Below are 25,806 nucleotides of genomic sequence, written 5' to 3'. Positions count from 1 at the left end.
CGTAAAACCGGCCCCGTCCCTGAGGGACGAGGCCGGTCGTCTCGATCGTCAGCCCTGGGTCGAGGGCGACTGTTCCTCCGCGTCTCCCGACCACATCTGCCACGGCTGGCGCGTCACCCACTCCTCCACGGGCGCCGCCCGCACCCCCAGCACGTCCGCCGACACCCCGTCGTCGCCCGCGAGCAGCAGCGGATCGGCGCCGGTCGCCATGTAGTGGTAGATCCCGGCGACGCCGGCCGCCGTCTCCGGGCCGAGCAGCTGGGCGAGCCCGCGCTCGAAGACCTCCGGCGCCAGCTGCAGATACCGCACCGCGCGGCCGAGCCCGCGGCCGAACGCGGCCGCCAGCTCGTCGCCCGTGAGCGACCGGGCCCCGCCGATGTCGAAGGAACGGCCCTCCAGGCCCTCGACGGTCAGCGCCGCGTGCACCGCCTCCGCCAGGTCCCGGTGGGAGAGCCAGGCCGTCGGCGTGGACGCGGGCAGCGGATAGGCGAGGACGCCCTCGTCGACCAGGGCCGGTCCGTTCCACGGCGAGAACAGGTTGTCCAGATAGACCGGCGGCCGTACGACCACCAGCGGGACGCCCGCGCTCCGCAGCTCCTCCTCGGCGATCCGCCGGGTCTCGAACGCGGCCACCGACGTCGGACCCTGCGGGACACGGGTGTTGGCGTTCAGGACCAGCCGCACGGTGCCGGCGGCCAGGGCCGCGAAGGCCACGTTCCGCGCGTAGGCGCGGATCCGCTCGGGCTCGTACACCAGCGGCAGCGTCACCACGCCGTGCGTCGTCCCCTCGAAGAGCCGCCGTACGTCCGCGGGTCTGGCCAGGTCGCCCGCCACGAACAGGGCGCCGGGCAGCGGCGGCCGGTCGCCCGAGGGACGACGGGTGAGCGTCCGCACCCGGTGGTGCCGCTCGACGAGCAGACGCGCGATCGCGCCGCCCTGGAAACCGGTCGCTCCCACGACCGCGACCCGCATCGGTATCTGACTGGACATGTGTCGTAGAGGCCCTTCGATAGGGTGTGGTGGCTGCCGTGTCGTCTCCTCCAGGCTGGCGGCGGCGGCTCACACCGTTCAATTAACAAACCGGGGCGGAAGTTGAAGGATCGTCCATGGACACCGTGGCAACCGACCGTGACGACCGGCGTGAGGAAGACGAGGCCGAGGACCTCCTGAGCGAGCTGCTCAAACCGCTCCGGCTCACCGGAGTCTTCGACAGTCGCTGGCACGTCCGCGCACCCTGGGCCATCGAGGGGGACGCCGAGCAGAGCTGTGCCGTGCTCCACTACATCGTCGAGGGGGGCTGCTGGATCACCGGCGACGGTCACCCTCCGTTGGAGCTGCACGCGGGCGACCTGATCGTCTTCCCGACCGGCAGCGCCCACCGACTCTCCGACACGCCGGACCGCCAGGGCGTACCGCTGCGGGCCGTCCTGCCCGAGCGCAAACCCGGCACGTCGGGCGAGATCCGCATCGACGGCACCGGCGCGGTGAGCCGGCTGCTGTGCGCCGGACTCCACTACGACGCCAGCGCGGCGAGCACGCTCTACACCTCGCTGCCCTGGGCGCTCGTCCTGGACGGCGCCCAGGTCGACCGCGAGCCGCTGCTGCGCGACACCCTGCGCCTACTGGCGGCCCCGGACCGGCCGGTCGGCCCGGGGGACCGGCTCATCACTCTGCGTGCCTTCGAGATGGCCCTGGTCCTGGCGCTCCGCCCGCTCCTGCGCGACCTCGCGGACAACCCGACCTCGCTGCCGCTGCTCCGGCACCCCGGCATCAGTCAGGCCGTGGTGATGATCGCCACCCGCTTCGCGCAGCCGTGGACGATCGACTCCCTGGCCCGCGAGGTCGGCATGTCCCGCTCGGCGTTCACCGCGGCCTTCCGCGCCCTCGTCGGCGAGTCCCCGGCCCGCCACCTCACCTCCCGCCGCATGCAGGAAGCCGCCCGCCTCCTCGCCGAGACCTCCCTCCCCCAGTCCGCGGTCCCCGCCCGCGTCGGCTACCAGAGCGCGGTCGGCTTCCACCTCGCGTTCCGCAAGTGGTTCGGGATGACACCGGGGGAGTACCGCGCGGGGATCTGCCATGCGGCTTGAGCCGCATCGCGCAGCCAGGGGCCGAAAACGGTGGACGCCCGTCGCAGGGACCTGCGACGGGCGTCCACGTTCGGGTCAGCCAATGGCCAGGCTGCTCAGCCATCCACCCTGACTCGCGACGAGACGGGTGCCATGGAAATCGCGACCACCGGGGTAGAAGTACAACGATCCGTCGCTCAGGACCGCCCAGAGATCCGGGATCCCGTCACCAGTGGCATCCGGGGTACCCATGATCTTGGGGACGTAAGCGGCTGCCCAGCCACCGGTTCCGTAGACCTCGTCCTTGCCTGTCCCGGAATTCACCGCAGCCGAGAGCGACGTCAGATCGACGCCTCCGCCCGAACCGGCCTTGCCGTGCCTGAGCAGCAGCCCCCGCCCGGTTTCAGGGCCGCGGAACAGCAAGTCAGGGACTCCGTCGCCGGTGATGTCGGCGATGCTGACGATGTCCCGGTCTGCCCAGGGAGAGCCGGCCACCAGCCTGGCTTCCGTGAAGGCGGCTCCGGTGTAGCCGATGAATGCCCAGAGCTGGTCGCCCACGGTGGCGAACATCTCGGGCAGCCCGTCGCCGGTGACGTCGCCGGTGGCCGCGATCTGGGTGAACGTGTCCGGCTTGGGAGCGTTGCCGGGCAGGAGGATCTCCCGGCGCTTGGTGATGTTGACGGCACCGTAGCCATCGCCGGGATAGACCCAGAGCTTCCCCCCGACGGTGGCGAGGAGGTCCTGCAGGCCGTCTCCGCCGTAGAAGTCTCCGTTGTGCGTGATCAGGGACCCGGTGAAGTGACCGCCGACGGGCGCAATGAAAACGGGCTCTTCGTCGTCGCCGTTGGGGTCCTTGTCGGGGTTGTCGCGGTACGCCCCGGACATCGAGTAGTCGAGATCTCCGGTGCCCTTGATCAGATCCTTGTCCGCATGTGAGGGGAAGAGACGAAGATTGCCCGACGCCGTCACGGAGAACATGTCGGGGCTTTTGTCCCCGGTGAAATCACCCGGTGTGTCGGCCTCTTCGCGCGGGGTGACGTAGAAGAAGTATTTCGTGGGTTCGGAGACATTGCCGGCCCCGTCAACGGCTCTCACGTACAGCACGTTGGGCCCCGCAGACGGAGGCTTCACGTTGGAAAGGAGCGCCGAAACGTTGACCGAGGTGCCCGCCGTTCGGGGCAGAGAAAAGGCGTAGCCGTTGGTGTTGAAGCCGTACTCGTAGCGGACTACGTCACTGTCAAGGGCCCGGATGGTGAACGTGCCTGGAGTACCGAACCTCTTCTTCGACCAGTTCGCGTCCTCAGCCTCGTTGCCGAAGGTGTTCTCGTTGACATCGGCGTTGGGGAAGTCGTCGGAGCTCACCCTCGGCGGCTTGGGGGCGCTGCTGTCGAAGATGAACCGGCAGGGGATCTTGCTCGGGGAGAAGGCCGACGTGGCGCCGGCGTCGTCGACGGCACGGACCTGCCACGAGTACAGGGCGCCGTTGGTCAGGCCCGTCGTGGGGAAGTTGGGCGTTGTGCGCAACGCTGCGGCAGTATCGCCGCCCACGGACACGTTGCCCGTCGACTTGAGCAGGTCGCCGGTGGTCTCCCACTTCCCTGCGGGCCACATGTTGAAGTCGAAGCGGTCGAGGTTCTCGTCCTTGTCGGTGGCTCTGGCCGTGAAGTTGATGGCGTCGGCACCGACCCGTACATACGGCGTGGTGGTGGTGCACTTGAAGTCGGGCCCGAGGTCATGGTGGGTCGGGGCGCTCGGTGGACGGTTGTAGACCAGAGCCAGTGTCGGTCCGTTTTCGCCGTTCGCCTGGAACTTCTTCCAGGCGTACTGGGAGTTCTCGTCCCTGGCACGCAGGCCGAAAGTGATCAGGTCCTTGCCCTTGTCCGCCGTCTTCTGCGCGGATGACGTCACGTCAAAGGTCTCGTAGTCGTCGCGACATCCCGACTTGTAACCGTGCGCGAAGCTCCTTGCCGGCGCCGCCATGTTGGTGTCGTTCATGGCGGGAGCGTTGCTCCAGTTGGTGCGCCCGTTGATGGGGCTTGTGAGGTGGACGCTCATCGAGCGCGCGCTGCATGACCAGGCGTAGGTCTCCAGGAACCGCAACGTGGCCTTCTGGATCTTCGCGCCCTGAAGGCTCTTGTCGAACGCGATGTTGAAGTACGAGCGGGAGGTCCCCCACGTGTCGGACTCGAAGCCGACGCGGGCTTCGTGCGTACCGCCCTTGTTGAAGTCCTTGCCGTTGAAGAAGGTGGCTTTGGGGTGGCGGCTGTAGGCGGTGGTCCAGTCCAGTACGTGCTTCTTGACGCTGGGGTCGATGAAGACCGGGTATCGGGTGCCGGGGTCGCTCAAGAAGTCCTGGTCCGGGGTGAGGAGCCACTTTCCGTCGGACAGGTCGGTCTCGACCAGCTCGCCTCGGGACTCCGGGGACGGACCGTTGAGCAGGGGCAGACTCAAGGTGGCGGCGGAGCCTGTCTGCGAAGGGGCAGGGGTGGGCTCGGACGGAACAGTGGGCGAAGGCGGGTCGGTCGGTGTCGGCCCGGCACTGTCCGAGGCCGAGGGCAGCACCTCGCCCAGGGGATCGACCTGGTCGTTGGCCAGCTCCTCGGTGCTCGTGCTGGGGCTCGGCGTCGGCGAGATGCTCGTAGGGGTCCCCGTGGGGCCCGGTGTCTCGGACGCGGTCGGCTGGGAGGTGGCACCCAGCTCGCCGTCGGTCACCGCAGGGGAGCCACTGCTGTCCCACATCAGCGGCGTCGGTGACAGCGCGACCTCATCCCCGTCGGCGTTCTCCGCCGAGACGATGCCGGAGGTCGGGTCCAGACGGAACGTCAGGTTCGAGGACGTGAGCCCATAGGACAGCTGCGCGGCACGCGGATCAGCTGCCGCCTGAGGGTTCTTCAGTACGAGCAGTTGGGCGAAGCCGTCGTCATCGGCTGTGAGAACCAGATCTGCCCCCGGGAAGATCTCGGGATAGAGGGCTCGAGATCCGTCGATGATCGGCGTCGGCACGGGGCCGGGCCAGGTCAGATGGATGTCGTAGGCGCCGTCGACCGTCAGGGTCACGAGCTGGCTCCCGGTGCCCGCCTCGGTGGCGAATGCGGGGAGGAGGGAGACGCGTCGCGCCGTCCTCCTCGAAGCGCGCTCATCCCCGCCGCTTGCGCTGCCCGCGGAGAACACCACGCCTGTGTTCGTGGCCTTGGGCTCCCACCCTCGGTTGGTCCGGCGCAGGGTTGGATCGACCGGCTTCCACTCCTGGCCGACCTTGGCCCACACCGGTGAGGCGTAGAGCTTCTTCTCCATGAGCCCGTCTGGGCGTGCCCACGTGGTTGATCGCGCGGTGCGGAGCGAGGTGGCCTCGACAGGCTTTCCGGTCTTCCTGGCTCGCGCGAGCGCGGAGCCCTGACCCAGCCCGGCAACTTGCTCGTTCTGGGACTGCTGTGGGTGAGTGGAGTTCGGTCGCTGGTCATCGGACGAGCCGACACGGAAGCCCGCATACGTGAGACCGGAAGCAGCGACCACGGCAGCAAGCGCCGCCGCGCTCGCTCGCCGACCAGGCCGCCGAAGCCACTTGTCTCTCATCGGGTGAGGTCCCTTCCCCTGGAAATCCGGGGCTCTCACGCACCGGCTGGACTGCGAAGCCGGCCATGACATGTGGATGACTTCGTCCGGTCGAGACTCCTGCCGGGAGGCATGGCTTGGGCGAGCTGATGATGACCCATGAAGTTCTCGCCGTCACCCCACGCCTGACGAAGCAGCCCCAGTGGAAGGAGCCCCCGGGCGGTGACTTTCGTGGTGCGCGGATCAGGCGAAGGGAGGTTCAGTGCAACCCCGGACAGATGAAATGCCGGAAAAGCCGGACGAAACTCCATCTCTGATGGCTGGTTCGGGGGAGTATGCACGTCGATCACGCGTTTGGTGATGCTTGACGCACTACTCCCTTCTGCGAGGAGCGCGGCGTTACGGCATGTCTAGCTGGACCTGTCTGACTACGCACCGTGACACTTCTCACCTGGGGTTCACCTACTCTGGCGCTTCTTCACGATTGCCACGCAGAATCTGCAAATCTGAAAGTGAATTCACACGCGGTCCCTTCCGGTCCCGCTTCAAGTGGTCCGGGGGGACCTCCCTGTGTTTGGTCGTCATCTGCATGCCCGTCGTCGAGTGCGTCGGACTCTGGTCCCCGCCTTGGGAGCCGTGCTGCTGGTCGGATTGCTCCCCGCCCAGGCTTTGGCTCTTCCGCCCGACCCCGCGGCTGTTGAGACGGGTCGTGAAACGCTGGCATCTGATCCGCTGGCACTTGAGCCGCTGGACGAGGACCAGCCCGTCAGTGGTGAGACATTCGACAGCGGTCTGGAAGAGCTGAAGGTCCGACCTCCGAGCGATGTGCAGCAGGCACCCCCTGGGACGACTACCCCACCTCCGGCGAGTTCCGGAGCTGTCACCTTCGGATCCGGCTTCAGCCAGGTCTCCACGGCGACGGCAGCCACCGACGACCCTGACTTCACCCAAGTGCCGAATGTCCCGCTCAGGCTGGGGCAGGCTGAAGGCCACGCTCTGCCGACCGGTACCTGGCAAGCGGCTGTCGTGGATCGAAGCAGCGAGATCAGCAAGGGCGTCGAAGGCGCCCTGACGGTTGGTGCGCTGGTGACCATCGAGGCGCCGTCCACCGGATCAGTGCCCATATCCGTGCAGCTCGACTACGGGAAGTTCGAGAACCTCTACGGTGCCGACTGGGCCTCCCGTCTGCGTCTCGTCCAGTTTCCCGAGTGCTATCTGACCACCCCGCTCGAAGAGGCGTGCCAGGAGTACGAGGAACTGGAGACGGCCAACGACACCAGTACGCATACGCTCACCGCGACCGTCGACACGGCGGCCGACGGAACGACGACACCAGCCTCCACGGGCAACGCCGCTACTCGCTCCGGCCCTGCCGTGGTGCAGGCTTCCTACACCACGGCCCTCCCCGTAGCGGCAGGCGGTGACAAGGCCGTCGTCGGCGCCGTCGACTCCGGAGCGGGCGCCGGCGGCTCGTTCAAGGCGACCCCGCTGGCCTCGAGTGGCAAGTGGGCGGCGGGAGGTTCGTCCGGCGCCTTCACCTGGGGCTACCCCCTCGTCATACCGCCGGCACCGGCAGGCCCGGCACCGAAGGTGACGCTGTCCTACAGTTCGCAATCAGTAGACGGCCGGACCGCTGTGTCCTCTCCGCAGGCCTCGTGGATCGGTGAGGGCTGGGACTACGACCCCGGCCACATCGAACGCAGGTACCGCAGTTGCAAAGACGACACCAAGACACTGCAGGCCGGTAGTCCCAACAACACTGCCAAGACCGACAAGACCAGCGACCTGTGCTGGGTGTCCTACAACGCGGTGATGTCGCTCGGCGGAAGCACTGTCGAACTGGTGCGCGTCGACGCGGCAGGCAGCAACCCGGAGAGCGACACCGAGATCTACCGCCCCAAGCGGGACGACGGGACGCGGATCCAGCGTCGCACCGGCGGCACAAACGACGACAACAACGGTGAGTACTGGGTCGTCACCACCACCGACGGCACCGAGTACTACTTCGGCCTCAACCAGGTGGGCGGCGGCCACGCCAACACCGACTCCGTGTCGACCGTGCCGGTCTTCGGCAACCACCCGGGCGAGCCGTGCCATGCGTCGGCGTTCGCCGACTCGCGTTGCGGAACGGGCAAGAAGCAGCAGGCGTGGCGATGGGGTCTGGACAAGGTCGTGGACGTCCACGGCAACGTCATGGTCGTCAACTGGGGGCAGGAGGAGAACTACTACGCGGTCCGCGAGAAGCGGAAGACGCCCGAGAGTTATGACCGGTTCGGGTATCCGAAGACCATCGAGTACGGCATGCGCGCCGCCGACCTGACCAAGCCGTCGGCCACGGTGGAGTTCGGCGTGAAGCAGCGGTGTCTGAAGTCCGCCACGGACTGCGATCCCGCCAGATTCGCGAAGACGGACGATCCAGGAGCCTACCGCCCCTGGTGGGACACCCCCGGGGCGCTGAACTGCAAGTCGACTTCGAAGCTCTGCCCCGGCTTCCCGTCGTTCTGGACCCAGCTGCGCCTGGAGACGATCACCACGAAGGCGGCCCGCGCGGGCCAGTCCGGCCTGGGCAAGGTCGATACCTACACGCTGCGTCAGTCCTTCCCTGAGGATTGGTACGACACGTCTCCGGGCCTGTGGCTCAACTCGATCACCCGCACGGGCTTCGGACCCGGTGACGCCACCGGCACCATCCAGTCCAAGGACGGGGTCAGCTTCGCCCAGTACACCGTCGGGACCACGTCACCCCTGCGGGGCCGGCTCAAGGACCAGCAGCTTCCGAACCTCGTACCTACAGGTGCGAGCGACAAGCGGCCCGGTTTCACCCGTCCGCGCATCGGGGCTGTGGCCACCGAGGCCGGCGGCAGCATCGAGGTCGAGTACACGGGTGGCTGCACCTCCGAGCCGGCCACGGACCAGGGTAAGAACAACACCACCTGTTACCCGGTGCGCTGGTCACCGGACGGGGACGAGAAGACGCCCGCCAAGGCGTGGTTCAACAAGTACGTCGTCGACTCGGTGACCGAGGTCGACAAGGTGGCTTCGCCGTTCAGCAAGCCCGTTCACACAAAGTACGGATACCAGGGACCGGCCTGGGCGAAGACTGACGACGAGTTCACCCGGCCGTCTCTGCGCACGTACAGCGACTGGCTCGGTTACCGGACCGTCACGGTCACCAAGGGCAGCAAGACGATCTCCTCGGACGGCACGCCACACGCCCAGTCGCTGACCGAGACCCGCTATTTCCTGGGAACCGGTGGTGAAGTCAAGGACTCCAGCGGTACCAACACTCTGCTCAACGACGACGCACCGCAGTACGCAGGAATGATGGCAGAGGCCATCACCTACCTGAACTCCGACAAGAAGAAGATCGTCAAGCGGACCCTGAACTACCCGGAGTCGACACAGACAGCCTCCCGGACCAGGGAAGCCGAGGACGGCACCGACCTCGACCCACTGCTCGCACATCGCACGGACGTCAAGCAGACCGACGAGATCCAGACGGTCGGCCCCGGCTGGCAAGCGGTGCGGACCAGCACCCTGAGCCGCGACGTGTATGGACTTCCCACCTCCGTCGAGTCCGCGGTGGTCAAGCCGAACGGCACCGGAGAGACGCTCTCTGAGGTGTCCTGCACCAAGACGGCGTACGTCCACAACACCGGCGCCTGGCTCATCGGGCTGCCCAAGTCCAAGCGCACGACTGCCACGGACTGCGCCAGCCACGCGACGGCCGATCCCGCTACGGAGCTCCAGGACTCGGTACAGCTCAGCTATGACGGGCTCGCCTACGGAGATGCCCCCACCAAGGGCATGGTCACGGGCCTTCACGAGATCAACGCCGCCGGCACCGCTCACGCGATCAGCACGACGACCACGTACGACCCGCTGGGTCGTGTCCGCACCGTCACCAAGCCGGATGCCGGCACGACCGAGACCCAGTACACCCCCGGCGACGTGGGCGGTCCGGTCACATCCGTGAAGACGCTCAAGACGGTCAATTCCAAGGAGCACGTCACCACCACGGCCTTCGACCCGGGCCGTGCTCTGCCTCTGACGGTCACCGATCCCAATGGCCGGGTGTCCCGGACCGAGTACGACGCTCTCGGGCGCCTGACCAAGGGCTGGTCCGCCGCGCGCTCGTCCGGTGGGCAGACACCGAACGTCGAGATCGCCTATCAGGCGGCGATCGCCACTCCCGATGAGAACCGTCCTGCCGCCGTCACCGTCAAGTCACTCATGGACGACGGCACCTATGCGCAGCAGGTCACGCTCTTCGACGGCCTGTTGCGCCAGATCCAGACCCAGTCCGAGGCCCACGGGCCCGGAAGAATCGTCGTCGACACCAGGTACGACGACCACGGTCTGGTGGGTGAGCTGACCAGCGGCTACCTCGCCAAGGGAGAGCCGACAGCAGACCTGTTCGCGGTCAAGACGCCCACGCTCATTCCCAGTTCGGTCAAGGCGCTGTACGACGGGTTGGAGCGTCCGGTCCGTCAGACGACGTACCACGGCCGTGTGATGAAGGACGCGGCGACCACCACGTATGGCGACGTCAGCGTCACTGTGGACCCTGTCGGTTCGACGAACCCCACCACGACGACGTACTCCGACGCGCTCGGCCGAGTCACCTCCATCCGCCACCAGACGGGCAGCGAGGCTGAGGCCTATCGCGAAACCGTGTATGCCTACGACAAGCGCGGCAACCGCAACAGGGTCACCGACCCAGCGGGCAACAACTGGACGTACGCCCACGACGCGCGCGGCCGTGTGACCTCCACGACCGACCCGGACACCGGCACCACCTCCACCGAGTACGACGACGCGGACCGCCCCACGATCGTCCGGGACTCGCTCAACAAGTACACGTACACGGCCTATGACCTTCTCGGCCGCATCACTGCGGTACGAGAAGGGTCTGCGCTCACTCCTCCGGTCAAGGAGTTCACCTACGACGGGGCAGGCGCGCTCGGCCTGCCTGTGGCATCGATACGGCACACCGCTTCCGGTGACTACATCGACCGGGTCACCGGCTACGACATTGAGTACCGGCCCACCGGACGCGAGACGGTCATTCCGCCCAACGCGATGACCACAGGTCTGTCGGGTACGTATGCGTACTCCTACACGTACACCCTCACGGGCAAGCCGCAGTCCGTCACCCTGCCTGCCAAGGGTGGTCTCACAAGCGAGCAGGTCATCACTCGCTACGACGAGGACGGCCTGCCCGAGTCCACCTCCGGCATCAACTGGTACACGACGGATGTCACCTACTCGCCCTACGGTGAGGCACTTAGGACCGTGTCGGGAGCCCAGCCGTACCGGGTGTGGACGACCAACTTCATCGACGAGCACACGGGCCGCCTCCAGCGCACGGTGACCGACCGGGAATCCGCGGGACCTCACCTCGTCTCGGACAGCGCCTACGCGTACGACGCCTCTGGCATGATCACCGCGAGTGCGCGCAAGCTGGCTGATGCGTCGGGAACGAGCTGGGACAACCAGTGCTTCGCGTACGACACGTTGGGTGAGCTGGTCCGCGCCTGGACGTCGTCGATCACGCCGGACGCGAAGGGCACCGGCTGCAAGTCGAACGCGGGCACCACCTGGGGTTACAGGGAGGACGGGGCCACCTCCAGCGGCCCGGTCGCCGACGCCCCCCATCAGGGGAGGACGCAGCCGGCCAACCTTGCAGCGACAGCACCTGCTCCTGGGACCGTCTCCACCGGCACGACCGCCTACCACCAGTCCTTCACGTTCGACTGGATCGGCAACCGCGCCACGATGACGGAGCACGACCCGACGGGCGACACTGCCAAGAACACCAGCTACGCCTACGCGTACAGCACGACGCAGCCGCACACCCTGACCTCCGTCGTCTCCACTCCGACGGGCAAGGACAGCAGCTACACCTACAACGCCACGGGTACGACCAAGTCCCGCGACCTGCCTGGCACCACGCAGGACCAGGACCTGGCGTGGACGACGGAGCAGAAGCTCGAGTCGAACACGGTGGGTGGCGTCAAGACCACGTACGTCTACGACGCCGCCGGCAACCGCATCCTGGAGAACTCCCCCACCGGAAGCACCCTCTACCTGGGCGAAACCGAGCTCACCACGGACTCGGTCGGCAAGATCACCCAGGCGTCGCGCGCCTATGCCCACCCCGGCGCCCCCACGGTCGTGCGCACGACGACCAACGGTTCAACCACCGGCCACAAGCGCAACGTCCTGATCGCCGACCACCTCGGTACCGCCAACACCACGGTGGAACTCTCGGGCACCCAATCGGTCACCCGTCGCGCCTTCAAGCCCTACGGCGAACTGCGTGGCCCCAAGCCGACCGCCTGGCCGAACAAGCGCAGCTATCTGGGCGTCGGCATCGACGACACCGCGTCGGGCCTCACCCACATCGGCGCTCGTGAGTACGACCAGACCACAGGCCGTTTTCTGTCGGCTGACCCGCTCATCGACTTCGCCGACCCGCTCCAGATGAACGGGTACACGTACGCCAATGGAAGCCCTGCCAGTCTCTCCGACCCCACTGGCCTGCGTCCTGAAGGGGCATGCGGAGGTTCGGGTTCTTGCAACGTGGGGACCGAGGAGCAACCCAAGTGGGAAACCTATACCTACGAAGGTGGTGGAGGGTGGTCCTGGGGCTGGGGTTACACCAGCACGACTAAGACGAATGATGGCACGAAGGTAACCACGGGCGTTTCCTACAACCGAAAGCGTGGCCTTTCCGCAGTCGTGACCGTGGCCCGGCCCCCGAAGGCTCCTGCCTTCACCGGCTACGCGATGGGAACTAACCCGAACTACGCCGGTCGAGCGCAGGATGTGGGGCCAGGAATCTCTGCTGATCTCGCCGAAATCGAGAGCTGGTCTTGTCCCGACGGTGATGGGTTTTCTTGCGAGGCGCGTAAGGAGGCTCTAAAGACCGGACTGATCACGGGTTGCATCGGCGGGACCTGCGGGGGAACGATTAGGCTCAGTCTTGGGAAGGGGGGCCTTGGCAGGGGAGGCTCCGGCAAGGGTACGACCAAGGCCGGCGACTGTAATTGCTTCCTGGCCGGCACGGATGTCCTCATGGCCGACGGCACCACGAAGGACATCGAGGATGTAAAACTCGGCGACGAGGTCCTGGCGACTGATCCGGAAACCGGAGAAGAAGGTCCACGGAAGGTTTCTCGACTCATTCGAACAAGTGCTGACAAACACTTCAATACCCTGTCGATCGCCACTGACGATGGCGTGGAAACGCTCACCGCAACGTACGAGCACCCCTTCTGGTCGCCGTCGGAGCAGACCTGGCTTACCGCGAGCGACCTTCAGCCGGGCATGACGCTGCTGACGGACGAGGGGCATGCGGTCATCGTCACGGCCAACAAACCGTTCACCAGGCAAGCTCGCACGTACAACCTCACCGTCGATGACATCCACACGTACTATGTGCTGGCGGGAGCGACGCCGGTACTTGTTCACAACAGTAACTGTGTGCCCGAGGTTCGGACCCTCCCGAGTCGTAATTCGGCCTTCAGAGCGGCGAAGAGGGATCTTGGGATTCCGAACGGCCAGCAGCCTGACGAGTTGAACATGGTGGCGATGACGAACCGTAATGGGGAAAACATCTTGAACCCCGACGGAACTCGAGTGATGACCCGCGAATACGTATTCACGCGTCGCGGCGGCGATCGCGTAATCATTCAGGATCATTCATACGGCCACTACTACGGCGAAGGGGGCGTGGGCGATCAAGGGGCGCATTTCAATGTCCGCCCGTACAGCAATCCAAGGACTGGGAAAGTCCCGGGTACGGCTCAGCATTATGAGTACTAGAGAGGGTGTTTGAGTTGCAGTGGATTGACGCCATCAGCAACCCGAAGCCGGTGCTGGCCATCTACGGAGAAGATGTACCTGCGCTCGAGGGTGTACGCATCGAAGAGATCTGCTTGAGTCCGAATGGTCCTACGCTTCGCCTGCGATTCGATCTGCCCACTTTCCCAAGGCGGCCCCCTACGAAATGGCGACGCGATGGCATGAACGTGGTTCAGCTCGAAGTCTCCTTTGGCGGTCTGCATGAGATCTCGATTGACAGACTGGCGACCAACTCATTGTGTGACCTGAAGGTGCAAAAGAGCGGCTTGCTTCAGTTCTCCGCCGAATCTGATTCCGTAAGGATTCGAGGCGTTGCGGACGAAGCGACGATCTTGCGGATCTCTGCGTACGCATCAGGGAGCTTCTGACGGCGCAAATTGGAAGCACGCGACCGAGGGTTGCCATTGCGAATTTGACTTGGTTTCCCTTGTGTGGGACGGCGTTCCTGAGCGCCCCTGGCGGCAGTAGTTGGCGGCGGACACCACGCGTCCGCCGCCGTTGCCGTACATATGTCAGGGGCGGTCAAGGGCGCGGCCGAGCAGGTCGATGGCGTCGCGCTGGAGGCGTAGTCGGACGTGGGCATAGACGGTGGCGGTGACGCCGATATGGGCGTGGCCGAGAGTTCCTTGCTGACAACGACGAGTTCGACGCCCTGTTCCAGGAGCGGAGTTGCGGTGGAGTGCCGGAGGTCGTGGAAGCGGATGCGCCCCCCGCGCGCCGTCAGGGCGAGGACGGCGGCCAGCGCGTGCCGTACTCCACGTGGGCCACGCGGGTCCGGCACCTGGGACAGTCGCTCCACCAGCGCGGGCACCTCCCCAGACGCGGCCTTGGGCTTGGTCAAGTGCGGTCGGGATCGGGAACGATGCATCGGCAGGCGCGGTCTTCCAGGCAGGTAGCGGGGCGTCGAGAACTCCATGATCTTGGAAGGTCGTGCCTGCTCTGCTTCCACCTCGACTGCGCAATGAACGGTCAGGAACCGGACGCCAGTCGACTACGCCGAAGCCCAGTGGCAACCCACAGGTTCGGCCCTAGCCTCTGGGGGCCCCGAATGACAGCCCTCCGGTCCTACGAGGAGGGCTGCCAGTCGGGGCGGCGGCGCGACGGGCGGCTCCGCCGTCCTGGGCGCGCTGCCTTCAGTCTCTGCTTCCCTCTCCTGGATGCCGACCAGTCGCAAGGAGGTCCAATGCGTCAGGTAGCGGAGGGAAGTGGGGCGCGCGGTCGGGGCAGGCGTAGACGTTGAACCCGGGGCCGGAGGCCTGGTGAACCTCGGAGACGGTGATCGGCGTCGTGGTGATCCGCGCGCAGCGAATGCACATGCGAACCGGCTTGCGAGGACCTGTGGATGGGGCCATTGCTGTGCACTTCTGGCAGCCCCCGCGCTCGCTGGTGCCGGCCGTTGTGCCGCACGTCTCGCACGCGGCCATCACACCACCCCCGGCAGTCCGTGCATGTCCCGCATGTCCAGGTCGATGCCGAAATCCGCGGCCAGTACCAGGGAGATGCGGCGCTGTAGTTGGCGTGTCTGCCGCTCGTGCGCGAGAAGGTACGGACGGATCATGGCCGTTTCGTCGGCGTTCAGTGGTGCGTCCAGCCCGTACGGAGAGCGGAGGGTTGAAGACTTTACCCGTGCAGGAGTGGGGTTCTCGGCGGGCCTGGGTGGTGCGGGACGGAAGGCGACGGTGCGGGCCCTGTGCCGGTGGCTGTGGCTCGGTGTGAGCAGCAGCCTCGCCCAGAGTGCGAGGGTGGGTGCGGATAAGTTCTGGCATGTCGACGCTCCTTCGAAGCGTTGGCCATGCCCCCGGACCCGTCGGAAGGTCGCGGGGGTCTCGTCTTGGCTCGAGTGTACCGGAGTACACCGAGGTGCACTGAAGATGCGAAGAATACCGAGGTGTACTCAGGATGGCCTCATGTCCATTGATCGAACCCGCGCGATGTGGCCGCAGATCGCGACCGTCATCGTCGAACGCATCCGCAACGGCACTTATCCGCCCGGCAGCAAGATCCCGAGCGTGGTCCAGTTGGCGAACGAGTTCGGGGTGGTGAACTCCACCGCGCAGCGGGCCATGGAGGCGGTACGGAAGGAAGGGCTCACGCGCTCCGAGGCCGGCATGGGTACCTACGTGCTGCGGTCGGACGAGCTGCCCGCCGCCGAGTAGCAGCTCGGCCGTGGGTGATCCGTACAAAAGCCGCGTGAACGCCACCGGACTGGCCGGTTCTTAAGGACCGGTGGACGGTCGTTCATTGCCTCGTGCGTGTCGGGCCGTGAAGGCTCGGGACCGGCAGTCAGCCGTGACGTACGAGGAGAGGCGATACCACCGTGACGAGGTCCGGGCAGGAGTATCTGGAGGCGCTGCGCGACGGGCGGGAGGTCTGGCTCGACGGGGAGAGGGTCAAGGACGTCACCGCGCACCCGGCCTTCCGGGCCACCGCGGCCTCCTTCGCCTCGCTCTTCGACCTCGCCCACGACCCCGCGCACAGCGAGACGCTGCTCTCCGGTGGCGTGCACCGGGCCTACGCCGTGCCCCGGTCCTACGAGGACCTCGTCGCCCGGCGGCGCGCGTACAAGGTCTGGGCGGAGGCCAGTTACGGGTTCCTCGGGCGCACGCCCGACTACATGGCCTCCGGCGCCGCCGGGTTCGCCGCGGCGCCCGAGGTGTTCGACCGCGGGGACTTCGCCGGGGGCGAGCACGCGCTCGCCTTCCACCGGCGGCTCACCGAGGGCGGGTTGTACGGCGCCTTCACCATCACCGATCCCGCCTGCGAGGGCGTGCGCGTCGTCGAGGAGCGCGACGGCGGGATCGTCGTGCGCGGGGCCAAGACCATCGGTACCGGCGCCGTCTTCGCCGACGAGATCCTCGTCGGGACCATCGAGCCGCTCCCGGCCGAGAGCGTCGAGCGGGCCGTGACCTTCTCCGTGCCGGTCGACACCCCCGGCCTCAAGCTCATTTCCCGTACCTCGTACGAAGCCAACGCCAGGTCGGTGTTCGACGCGCCGCTCTCCTCGCGGTACGACGAGAACGACGCGCTGCTCGTGTGCGAGGACGTGTTCGTGCCCTGGGAACGCGTCCTGACCTACCGGGACGTGGCCGCCACCGGCGCCATCTGGTGGGAGACGCCCGCCTATCTGCACTTCACCCACCAGTCGTCCACCCGCTTCTGGACCAAGCTGGAGTTCCTCGCCGGCCTCGCCATCCTGCTCGCCCGCTCCAACGGCACGGACCAGGTCCCGCAGGTCGTCCAGGCCATCGGGCGGCTGCTCGGCGCGGTCGCCCAGGCCAAGGCGTTCGTCCTCGGCGCCGAGGCCTCCTGGGAACCCGTCACCGGCGGGCGCGGCGGAGTGCGGCCGGGGCAGGAACTCTCCTTCGCCCAGCGCATCATGGCCGGGGAGATCTATCCGCGGGTCGTCGCCGACATCAAGCTGCTCGCGGGGGGTGCTGTTGTGCAGACCCCGGCGAGTTCGCGCGATCTGCTCCATCCCGAACTCGGGCCGCTGATCCAGCGGTACGTCCGCACCCCCGGCGACCCCGCCGAGGACCGGCTCAAGCTTCTCAAGCTGGCCTGGGACGCCCTCGGTTCGGAGTTCGCGGGCCGGCACGAGCAGTACGAGCGCTTCTACCAGGGCGCCCCGCACGTCTATCTGACGATGCAGACCTGGGCCGGGGCCGCCGACGCCTGCGAGAGCCTCGCCCGCACCTGCCTCGACGGCTACGACCTGGGCACGACGAAGTGACGGCGCCCGGGGCCTGCGCGGGTCGGCGGCATCCCCGCCCACGACGGTGGTGCGAGCCGGGGGCCGGACCGCGCCGGGCGCGCGCCCTGGATCCCGGCTGGCACCGGCGACGCCCGCCGGCCCCTGGCGTGTTCCGCCTGCCGGGGGGCAGGCGGAACGCGGCCGGGAGCCGCGTGGAGGCCGGCGGGAGCCGCATGGAGGCCGCCGCGTGAAGGCCGGCCGCCGAGCGAATTCCGACGCGGTCGCGAAGACCGACGTCGTCCCGAAGTCCGGCGCGATCGCGACGCCCGACGTGGTCCCGAAGTCCGGCGCGGTCGCGACGCCCGACGAGGTCCCGAAGTCCGACCGGCTACGGAAGTCCGCCCCGGGCCCGACGGCCGCCCGGGTTCCGAGAGCCGCCCCGGGCCCCACGGCCGCCCCGGTCCCGCGTGGCGCTCTCCCTCTGCTCGCCGCCACCCAGTTGCTGCTGATCCTCGACACCGCGATCGTCAACGTCGCGCTGCCCTCCATGGGGGAGGACCTCGGCGCCGGCTCCGCCGATCTGTCCTGGGTGGCCAACGCGTACCTCATCGCCTTCGGCGGGCTGCTGCTGCTCGGCGGCCGCGCCGCCGACCTGCTCGGCCACCGCAGGGTGTTCCTCGCCGGGCTCGGGCTGCTCGCCGCCGCCTCGGCGCTCGGCGCGCTCGCTCCGCACGCCGGTGTCCTGGTCGCCGCCCGGGCCGCGCAGGGTGTCGGCGCCGCGTTCGCCGCGGCCGCCGCCTTCGCCCTGCTGCTCGTCCTCTTCCCCGACGGGCCCGCGCGGCACAAGGCGCTCGCCGCCTTCGCCGCGATGGGCGGCCTGGGCGGTGTCCTCGGCACCGTGCTCGGCGGCGTCCTCACCGACCTCCTCGGCTGGCGCTCCACGTTCTGGCTCAACGTCCTCGCCGCGCTGCTCCTCGGCGTCCTCGTCCTGCGCCTCCTGGACGGGCGCGCCGCGCCGCCCGAGGACGGCGACCGCTTCGACCTCGCGGGCGCCCTCGCCGTCACCGCGGGACTCGCCCTCGTCGCGTACGCCCTCGTCGGCGCCGCCGATCAGGGCTGGGTGTCCGGGCACACGGTCGCCGCGGGCGGCGCGGGACTGGTCCTGCTCGCCGTCTTCGCCGTCGTCGAGACCCGGGCCCGCAGGCCGCTCGTCCCGCCCGAGGTCCTCGCCCGTCCCGCGCTGCGGCTCGCCAACATCCTCAGCGCCCTGGCCCAGATGACGCTGTTCCCGATGTTCTTCCTGGTCAGCCTCTATCTGCAGAGCGTCATCGGCTACGCGCCGCTCGGCGGCGGCCTCGGTCTGCTGCCGCTGTCCGTGGTCGTCGTCGCCGTCGCGCCGCAGGCCGGGCGGCTGATCTTCCGGTTCGGGCTGACCCGGACCATGACCCTCGGCTTCGTGCTGCTGTGCGCCGGTACGGTCTGGCTCGCCCTCGCGCTCCGCTCCGACGGCACCTTCCTCACCACGGTTCTCGCGCCCAGCCTGCTCCTCGGTGCCGCGCTGCCGCTGGTCATGGTCACCACCAACGTGGCCGCCACCGCCGACGCCGCCCCCGAGGAGACCGGGCTCGCCTCCGGACTCGTCAACACAGCGCAGCAGTTCGGTTCGGTGCTCGGCCTCGCCGTCCTGGTGGCCGTCGCCACCACCCGTACGGAATCGGCCACGGCGGCGGCCCAGACCGACGGCTTCCGGGCCGCTCTGCTCGTCGGCGGGGCCTTCGCCGCCGTCGCCGCGGTGGCCTCTCTACGCTTGCGCCTGCCCACGCCCAGCCCGGCGCCGCCACGCCAGGGACGCGTGACCGAACCACGGTGAGCACGGTGACCACCCGTAGACCCGGCGCGTGAGCCGAAGGGCGCCGCGGAAGTCGTGACGGAAGCGCGTGCGCAGGTCCTGAGGAACGAGGGGCCCGCGCGCGAGCGACCGGCGACGTCCGCGCGCGGTACCCGGAGACGAACGCGCCCTGACAGAGGGGGCATTCCCATGGCCCTGTACGACCTCGTCGCGCCCCGGCTGGAGGAACGCGGCGATCCGCGGTACCGGATAGCCGACATACGCGCCGCCGACCCGCTCGGCGCCGACGCACTGCTGGCGGCGGTGCCGGGGATGAACGAGCGCGGTGACACGGCCGCGCTGACCGTCGCCCTGCGGGCCCTCGTCCCGGACCGGGAGGCGGCCGCCGAGTGGAGCGTGATCGACGCGCTCGCGGCCATGCGCGACCTCGGCCTCCTGCTCGGCTCGCTGAAACGCCACGGCATCCAGCCCGCGGCCGCCGTGCCCGAGGTCCTCCCGATCCTCGAACTCCTGGCCCGGCGCACCGACATGGTGCCGCGCGACACCGTCCACCACTACACGACGTGGAACCCGCTCGGCCCGCGCCGGCGCACCTACACCGGCGATCCGATGGAGGCCCGGCTGCAGGACGCCGTCCGGACGGCCTTCCCCGGTCTGGTCGCCGCCCTCGACAGCTGCGGGCGGCTCGCGGGCCTCGAACCGTACGACCCGGGCTTCGCAGTCGCGCTCGACCGCATCGCGCACCACGTCCAGTCGATCGTCGACGCCATCGACGTCACCGTCGCCCAGGTCAGCCCCGAGTACTTCGCGCTCACCCTGCGGCCGTACTTCGAGGAGGTCGAGATCGGCGGGCGCGCCTACCTCGGACCCGCCGCCGCCCAGGTCCCGCTCTGGCTCGTCGATCTGACGCTCTGGCAGTGCGACCGCTCCGACCCGGCGTACGACGCGTTCCTCGCCGAGTCCGTCCCGTACGGCCTGCCGTCCTGGCGGGCCTTCCACGCCCGGCACGCCGGCGGGGTGTCCGCCGTCAGCAAGCTCTCGGCCGCCGTCAGCTGGGAGAGCGGCCACCGGCTGCCCCCGCAGCTGGCCGCCTCCGCGCTCGCCCTCGGCCGGGTCCTGAAGATCCTGAAGACCTTCCGCGCCCGCCACATCGGCATCGCCCGCAAGGCCTACGCCGAGGACGTGCGGCTGTACGAGGAGGGCAGCGGCGGCGCGCCCGTCGCCCTGCTGCGCACGATCCTCGACCTGACCCGGGACAACGACACCCTCGTGCGCCGCGCGGCGCAGGGCGCGCTGGGGACGCCCGGCCACGGAGCCCACGCCGCCGCGCAGCGAGGAGGCGTCCGATGACCGCCGCCGCGCCGCCTTACCCCGACGCCGGCCTGCTCCATGTCGTGGTCGCGGGCGGCGGCATCGCCGGGCTCACCGCCGCCCTCGCCCTGCACGCGGCGGGGTTCGACCGGGTCACCGTCGTGGAGTCCGTCCGCGAGAGCCGTCCCGTCGGCGCCGGCCTCAACCTGATGCCGGCCGCCGTCCGCGAACTGGACGCGCTGGGCCTGCTGCCCCGCCTCGAAGCCGGGGCGCTGCGCACCCGGGAGCTGCGCTACTACCACCGCTCCGGCGGCCTGATCTCCCGCGAGCCGCGCGGTCTCGGCGCCGGCTACCGCTGGCCGCAGCTCTCCCTGCACCGCGCCCACCTCCAGCAGGTGCTGGCCGAGGCGGTACGGGAACGGCTCGGCGCCGCCGCCCTGGTGAGCGGTGTCCGGGTGACCGGGGTGGAGCCGCTGGCCGACGGCCGCCCCCGTGTCCAGCTGGTCCACCGCGACGGCGCCGTCCGGGGCAGGGCCTCCCTCGAACCGGACGTCCTCGTCGGCGCCGACGGCATCCGCTCGGCGGTCCGGGCGGCGCTCAACCCCGGCGAGGGGGCGCCGCCGTGGAACGGGACGCTGATCTGGCGGGGCGTCTCCCGGATGCCAGCCCGGTCGGTGGGCTCCTTCATGTTCATCGCGGGCGACGACCGGCAGAAGGCCGTCGTCTATCCGATGAGCGCGCCCTCGGGCCCCTTCCGCGAGGTCCTCGTCAACTGGGCCCTCGCCCGGCCCGCCGGCGAGACGGACGACAGGTACCTCGGCGACTGGAACCGGCCGGTCCCGGTCGAAACGTTCCTGCACCACTACGAGGGCTGGGAGTTCGGGGGCGTCAGCGTCCCCGAGGTGCTCCGCGCCGCCACCGCCGCCCACGAGTACCCGATGGTCGACCGCGAGCCGCTGGCCCGCTGGACCCACGGCCGCACCACCCTCATCGGCGACGCGGCCCACGCCATGTACCCGATCGGCTCCAACGGCGCCTCGCAGTCGATCCTCGACGCGCGCGCCCTCGCCCACTCCCTCGCGCTCCACCGCGACCCCGCGGAGGCCCTCGCCGCCTACGAAGCGGCCCGCAGGCCCGTCACCACCGAACTCCAGCGCGCGGGCCGCCGGCTCGGCCCCGAGGTCGTCATCAACCTGGCGCACCAGCGGGCCCCGCACGGCTTCACCGACATCCACCAGGTGATCCCCGCCGCCGAACTGGCCGACATCGCCGAGCGCTACGCCGCCACCGGGGCCGCCGAGCCGACCACCGTCAACCAGGGCTCGCCCTACGACGTACGGCCCGCGGAACCGGTTCTTCCGGCCGCTGCGCCGCACTGACGCCCCTCCCGGGCCACGGCACGACCCCCGCGCGCCGTGGCCCGGGAGCGCGGGCGTGACCTACCTTCGTTGGATGCACAGACCGGCTGCACAGCGTGGTGCGTCGGCTCCGCTCCGTACTCGCCTGCGAAGGTGGAACGCGTGAAGGCAATCCGTCGATTCACCGTGCGTCCCGTCCTCCCCGACACCCTTCGACCCCTCACCGACCTGGCGCGGAACCTGCGCTGGTCCTGGCACGACCCCACCAGGGAACTCTTCCGCTCCGTCGACCCCGACCACGCCGACCAGGCGGGCCGCGCGGGTGACGTCCGCAGCGCCGACGACCTCGACCCGGTCCGGCTGCTCGGCTCCGTCTCCGCCGCCCGGCTCGCCGCGCTCGCCGCCGACCAGGAGTTCCTGGCCCGGCTGCGCGCGGCCGCCGACGACCTCGACCACTATCTGCGCGCCCCCCGCTGGTACCAGGAACAGCAGGAACAGGGCGCGCGGCTGCCCGCGGGCGTCGCCTACTTCTCGCCCGAGTTCGGGGTCGCCGCGGCCCTGCCCCAGTACTCCGGCGGTCTCGGCATCCTCGCCGGCGACCACCTCAAGGCCGCGAGCGACCTCGGTGTCCCGCTCGTCGGCGTCGGCCTGCTCTACCGGCACGGCTACTTCCGCCAGTCGCTCTCCCGGGAGGGCTGGCAGCAGGAGCACTACCCCGTCCTCGACCCCGGCGAACTGCCCGTCACGCTGCTCCGCGAGAGCGACGGCACCCCCGCCCGGGTCACCCTCGCGCTGCCCGGCGGCCGGGGCCTGCACGCCCACATCTGGACCGCGCAGGTCGGCCGCGTACCGCTGCTGATGCTCGACTCCGACGTCGAGGGCAACGCCCCCGCCGAACGCGAGGTCACCGACCGGCTGTACGGCGGCGGCAGCGAGCACCGGCTGCTCCAGGAGATGCTGCTCGGTATCGGCGGGGTCCGCGCCGTCCGCACCTGGTGCCGGCTCACCGGCGCCCCGGCGCCCGAGGTCTTCCACACCAACGAGGGCCACGCGGGCTTCCTCGGCCTCGAACGCATCCGCGAACTCGCGGGGAACGGGCCCCACGGGCAGGAGCTGGACTTCGACGCGGCCCTGGAGACCGTCCGCGCCGGTACGGTCTTCACCACCCACACCCCCGTCCCCGCCGGCATCGACCGCTTCGAGCGGAGCCTGGTCGCCCGCCACCTCGGCGAGGACGGCGAGCTTCCCGGCGTCGACGTCGGCCGGATCCTGGCCCTCGGCGACGAGGCCCCGCTCGGCGGCGAGCCCGGGCTCTTCAACATGGCCGCCATGGGCCTCAGGCTCGCCCAGCGCGCCAACGGCGTCTCCACCCTCCACGGCGCGGTCAGCCGCGCGATGTTCGGCGGTCTGTGGCCGGGCTTCGACGCGGAGGAGGTGCCGATCGGCTCCATCACCAACGGCGTCCACGCGCCGACCTGGACCGCGCCCGAGATCGGCCGCCGCGCCGAGGGGGCCGACGACCGGGAGCTGTGGGAGCTGCGCCGGACCCTGCGCGAACAGCTCGTGACCGAGGTACGGGAACGGGTGCGCGCGTCCTGGCGGCAGCGGGGCGCGGGGGCCGCCGAACTCGGCTGGACGGACTCGGTCCTGGACCCGGACGTGCTCACCATCGGCTTCGCGCGCCGGGTCCCCTCCTACAAGCGGCTCACGCTGATGCTGCGCGACCCCGACCGGCTGCGGGCGCTGCTGCTCCACCCCGAGCGGCCGGTGCAGCTCGTGGTGGCGGGCAAGGCGCACCCGGCCGACCACGGCGGGAAGCGGCTCGTGCAGGAGCTGGTGCGGTTCGCCGACGACCCCCGGGTGCGGCACCGGATCGTCTTCCTGCCGGACTACGGCATGGCCATGGCGCGCAAGCTGTACCCGGGCTGCGACGTCTGGCTCAACAACCCGCTGCGCCCGCTGGAGGCCTGCGGCACGAGCGGGATGAAGGCCGCCCTGAACGGCTGCCTCAACCTCTCGGTCCTGGACGGCTGGTGGGACGAGTGGTTCGAGTCGGACTTCGGCTGGGCGATCCCCACGGCCGACGGGGCGGCGGCGACCGACGAGGAGCGCCGCGACGACCTGGAGGCGGCCGCGCTCTACGAGCTGATCGAGCGCCGGGTCGCGCCGCGCTTCTACGACCGGGGCCCTGACGGCGTGCCGGTCCGCTGGACGGAGATGGTCCGCAGGACGCTGCGGGACCTCGGCCCGAAGGTGCTCGCCGACCGCATGGTGCGGGAGTACGTGGAGAAGCTGTACGCCCCGGCGGCCCTGGCCCACCGCGCGCTCGCCCCGGCGGCCGCGCGGGAGCTGGCGGGCTGGAAGTCCCGGGTGCGGGGCGGCTGGCCGAAGGTGGCCCTCGACCACATCGAGATCGGCGAGCTGGACGAGGACCTGGCCGACGCGGAGCTGGGCGCGACGACGGCGGTACGGGTCCGGGTGGCCCTCGGTGAACTCGGCCCGGACGACGTGGAGGTGCAGGCGGTGGCCGGCCGGGTGACCCCGGACGACGCGCTCGTGGAGACCCGGATCTGTGTGCTGAAGCCGGTCGGCGGCCCCGACCTGGAGGGCAGGCAGCTCTACGAGGGCTCCCTCGTCCTGGACCGCACGGGCTGCTTCGGCTGTACGGTCCGGGTGCTGCCGGCCCACCCGCTGCTCGCCTCGGCGGCCGAGATGGGTCTCGTCACCCTGCCGACGGAGTGCACGGGGGAGGGGGCCGGGGTGCTCCTGAGGTGACGTGGTCTGGACCAGGGTCTTGACGTGTCCATGGGGTGCCTCTACGTTCCACGTTCGACGCGGAGTTCAATCCTCCGTCCGGCGTTCACACACAGGAACGAAAGGCACCCCCCACATGCGCCTCAGAGCCCTGGTCCTCGCCCTCACGGCGGCCGTCGCCGTCACGGTCGCACCGACGGCCCTCGCCGGCCCACCGCAGCCGGCCGCCCCCGTGCCGGCCGCCCCCGTGCGGGCCGCCGCCCCGGCGACCTTCACCCACCCCGGCGTCGTCGTCTCCCGCCCCCAACTCGACTTCGTACGAGCGAAGGTGCAGGCGGGCGCGCAGCCCTGGAAGGCCGCGTACGACCAGATGACGGCGAGTCCGTACGCCTCCCTGAGCCGGGCGCCCAAGCCCCGCGCGATCGTCGAGTGCGGCTCCTCGTCCAACCCCAACCACGGCTGCACGGACGAACGGCAGGACGCGGTCGCGGCCTACACGCAGGCGCTCGCCTGGTACATCACCCGCGACGCCCGGCACGCCCAGAAGGCGATCGAGATCATGGACGCCTGGTCGGCCGTGATCACCGACCACACCAACTCCAACGCCCCGCTCCAGACCGGCTGGGCCGGCTCCTCCTGGCCCCGGGCCGCCGAGATCATCAAGTACACGTACACCGGGAGCTGGACCAACTCCGGCCGCTTCGCGACGATGCTGCGGAACGTCTACCTGCCCGAGGTCATCAACGGCGCCGCGACCAAGAACGGCAACTGGGAACTCATCATGACCGAGGCCGCGATCGGCATCGCGGTCCACCTGGAGGACCGGGCGGCCTACGACAAGGCGGTCAGGACCTACCTCGGCCGGGTCCCCGCCTACATCTACCTGGCCTCGGACGGCTCCACGCCCAAGCCGCCGCCGAACAGCTCCATCGACACCCGTGACGAGATCGTGAAGTACTGGCAGGGCCAGTCCACCTTCGCCGACGGCATCTCGCAGGAGACCTGCCGGGACTTCGGCCACACCGGCTGGGGCCTCGCCGCCGCCGTCCACACCGCCGAGACCAGCCGGATCCAGGGCGCGGACCTCTACCCCCAGGTCTCCGAGCGGCTGCGGCACGCGCTGGGCTTCCACACCAAGTACGAGAACGGCACGGCCGTCCCGTCCTGGCTCTGCGGCGGGTCGGTGCAGCTCGGCCTCGGACGGGTGACGGAGATGGGGTACAACGCGCTGAACGGCCGGATGGGGATCGGGATGACCAACACCAAGGCGTACACCGAGTCCCACCGGCCCTCCGGCACCGACAACTACTTCGTCTCCTGGGAGACCCTGACCCACGCGGGGAACCCGAACTGACC

At 69.4% G+C, this 25,806-nt stretch carries 13 protein-coding genes and 1 pseudogene; 10 read left to right on the top strand and 4 right to left on the bottom strand.

Translation table 11 applies throughout. The features are described from left to right. Positions 1-48: 48 nt before the first annotated feature. Positions 49-990 carry an NmrA family NAD(P)-binding protein gene (locus AB0E14_RS02610; protein ID WP_362410722.1) on the bottom strand — a complete coding sequence of 314 codons (942 nt, stop codon included), beginning with the start codon at positions 988-990 and terminating at the stop codon, positions 49-51. Between the two features lie 116 nt (positions 991-1,106). Between AB0E14_RS02610 and AB0E14_RS02605 the strand changes: the two genes are divergently transcribed. Beyond that, positions 1,107-2,087: an AraC family transcriptional regulator gene (locus tag AB0E14_RS02605; RefSeq protein WP_362410719.1), complete on the top strand. Its 981-nt coding sequence runs from the start codon at positions 1,107-1,109 to the stop codon at positions 2,085-2,087. A gap of 75 nt (positions 2,088-2,162) precedes the next feature. Here AB0E14_RS02605 and AB0E14_RS02600 read toward each other — a convergent pair whose 3' ends face one another. Further along, positions 2,163-5,639 (bottom strand): DNRLRE domain-containing protein, encoded by a 3,477-nt coding sequence (locus AB0E14_RS02600; protein WP_362410716.1) that lies wholly within the window; start codon positions 5,637-5,639, stop codon positions 2,163-2,165. A 606-nt stretch (positions 5,640-6,245) separates the two neighbouring features. Here AB0E14_RS02600 and AB0E14_RS02595 point away from each other — a divergent pair. Both AB0E14_RS02595 and AB0E14_RS02590 read left to right on the top strand, forming a co-directional pair. Continuing rightward, complete coding sequence (locus AB0E14_RS02595; RefSeq protein WP_362410713.1) at positions 6,246-13,448, top strand: HNH/endonuclease VII fold putative polymorphic toxin; 7,203 nt, start codon at positions 6,246-6,248, stop codon at positions 13,446-13,448. A gap of 5 nt (positions 13,449-13,453) precedes the next feature. Further along, the gene (locus AB0E14_RS02590; protein ID WP_362410710.1) at positions 13,454-13,855 is read left to right on the top strand and encodes an Imm50 family immunity protein; all 402 of its coding nucleotides are present in this window, start codon (positions 13,454-13,456) and stop codon (positions 13,853-13,855) included. Between the two features lie 144 nt (positions 13,856-13,999). Here AB0E14_RS02590 and AB0E14_RS02585 read toward each other — a convergent pair. Both AB0E14_RS02585 and AB0E14_RS02580 read right to left on the bottom strand, forming a co-directional pair. Continuing rightward, a pseudogene (locus AB0E14_RS02585) lies at positions 14,000-14,193 on the bottom strand (tyrosine-type recombinase/integrase); the annotation flags it as partial. Positions 14,194-14,910: 717 nt separating this feature from the next. Continuing rightward, complete coding sequence (locus AB0E14_RS02580) at positions 14,911-15,045, bottom strand: hypothetical protein (protein WP_362410707.1); 135 nt, start codon at positions 15,043-15,045, stop codon at positions 14,911-14,913. 349 nt (positions 15,046-15,394) lie between these two features. On the opposite strand from AB0E14_RS02580, the gene AB0E14_RS02575 reads away from it, so the two are divergent. The 7 genes from AB0E14_RS02575 (at position 15,395) to AB0E14_RS02545 (ending at position 25,804) form a co-directional block, all read left to right on the top strand. Further along, complete coding sequence (locus AB0E14_RS02575) at positions 15,395-15,643, top strand: winged helix-turn-helix domain-containing protein (RefSeq protein ID WP_362410704.1); 249 nt, start codon at positions 15,395-15,397, stop codon at positions 15,641-15,643. A 161-nt stretch (positions 15,644-15,804) separates the two neighbouring features. Then, on the top strand, positions 15,805-17,217 hold the full coding sequence (locus AB0E14_RS02570; RefSeq protein ID WP_362410701.1) for a 4-hydroxyphenylacetate 3-hydroxylase N-terminal domain-containing protein: 1,413 nt from the start codon (positions 15,805-15,807) through the stop codon (positions 17,215-17,217). Positions 17,218-17,425: 208 nt separating this feature from the next. Beyond that, positions 17,426-19,048 (top strand): MFS transporter, encoded by a 1,623-nt coding sequence (locus tag AB0E14_RS02565; RefSeq protein ID WP_362410698.1) that lies wholly within the window; start codon positions 17,426-17,428, stop codon positions 19,046-19,048. A gap of 168 nt (positions 19,049-19,216) precedes the next feature. Then, positions 19,217-20,377 (top strand): monodechloroaminopyrrolnitrin synthase PrnB family protein, encoded by a 1,161-nt coding sequence (locus tag AB0E14_RS02560; RefSeq protein ID WP_362410695.1) that lies wholly within the window; start codon positions 19,217-19,219, stop codon positions 20,375-20,377. After that, positions 20,374-21,717, top strand: a complete 1,344-nt coding sequence (locus tag AB0E14_RS02555; RefSeq protein ID WP_362410692.1) for an FAD-dependent monooxygenase — start codon at positions 20,374-20,376, stop codon at positions 21,715-21,717. The genes AB0E14_RS02560 and AB0E14_RS02555 overlap by 4 nt, the downstream gene beginning before the upstream one ends. A gap of 141 nt (positions 21,718-21,858) precedes the next feature. Further along, the gene (gene glgP, locus AB0E14_RS02550; protein WP_362410689.1) at positions 21,859-24,471 is read left to right on the top strand and encodes an alpha-glucan family phosphorylase; all 2,613 of its coding nucleotides are present in this window, start codon (positions 21,859-21,861) and stop codon (positions 24,469-24,471) included. 115 nt (positions 24,472-24,586) lie between these two features. After that, positions 24,587-25,804, top strand: a complete 1,218-nt coding sequence (locus AB0E14_RS02545) for an alginate lyase family protein (protein WP_362410686.1) — start codon at positions 24,587-24,589, stop codon at positions 25,802-25,804. Positions 25,805-25,806 lie beyond the last annotated feature (2 nt).

Source organism: Streptomyces sp. NPDC047981, from assembly GCF_040653315.1.
In the GTDB taxonomy this organism is placed as follows: Bacteria; Actinomycetota; Actinomycetes; order Streptomycetales; family Streptomycetaceae; genus Streptomyces.
The sequence above is the reverse complement of the archived record's forward strand: the minus strand, read 5'-3'. Positions and strand labels throughout refer to the sequence as shown.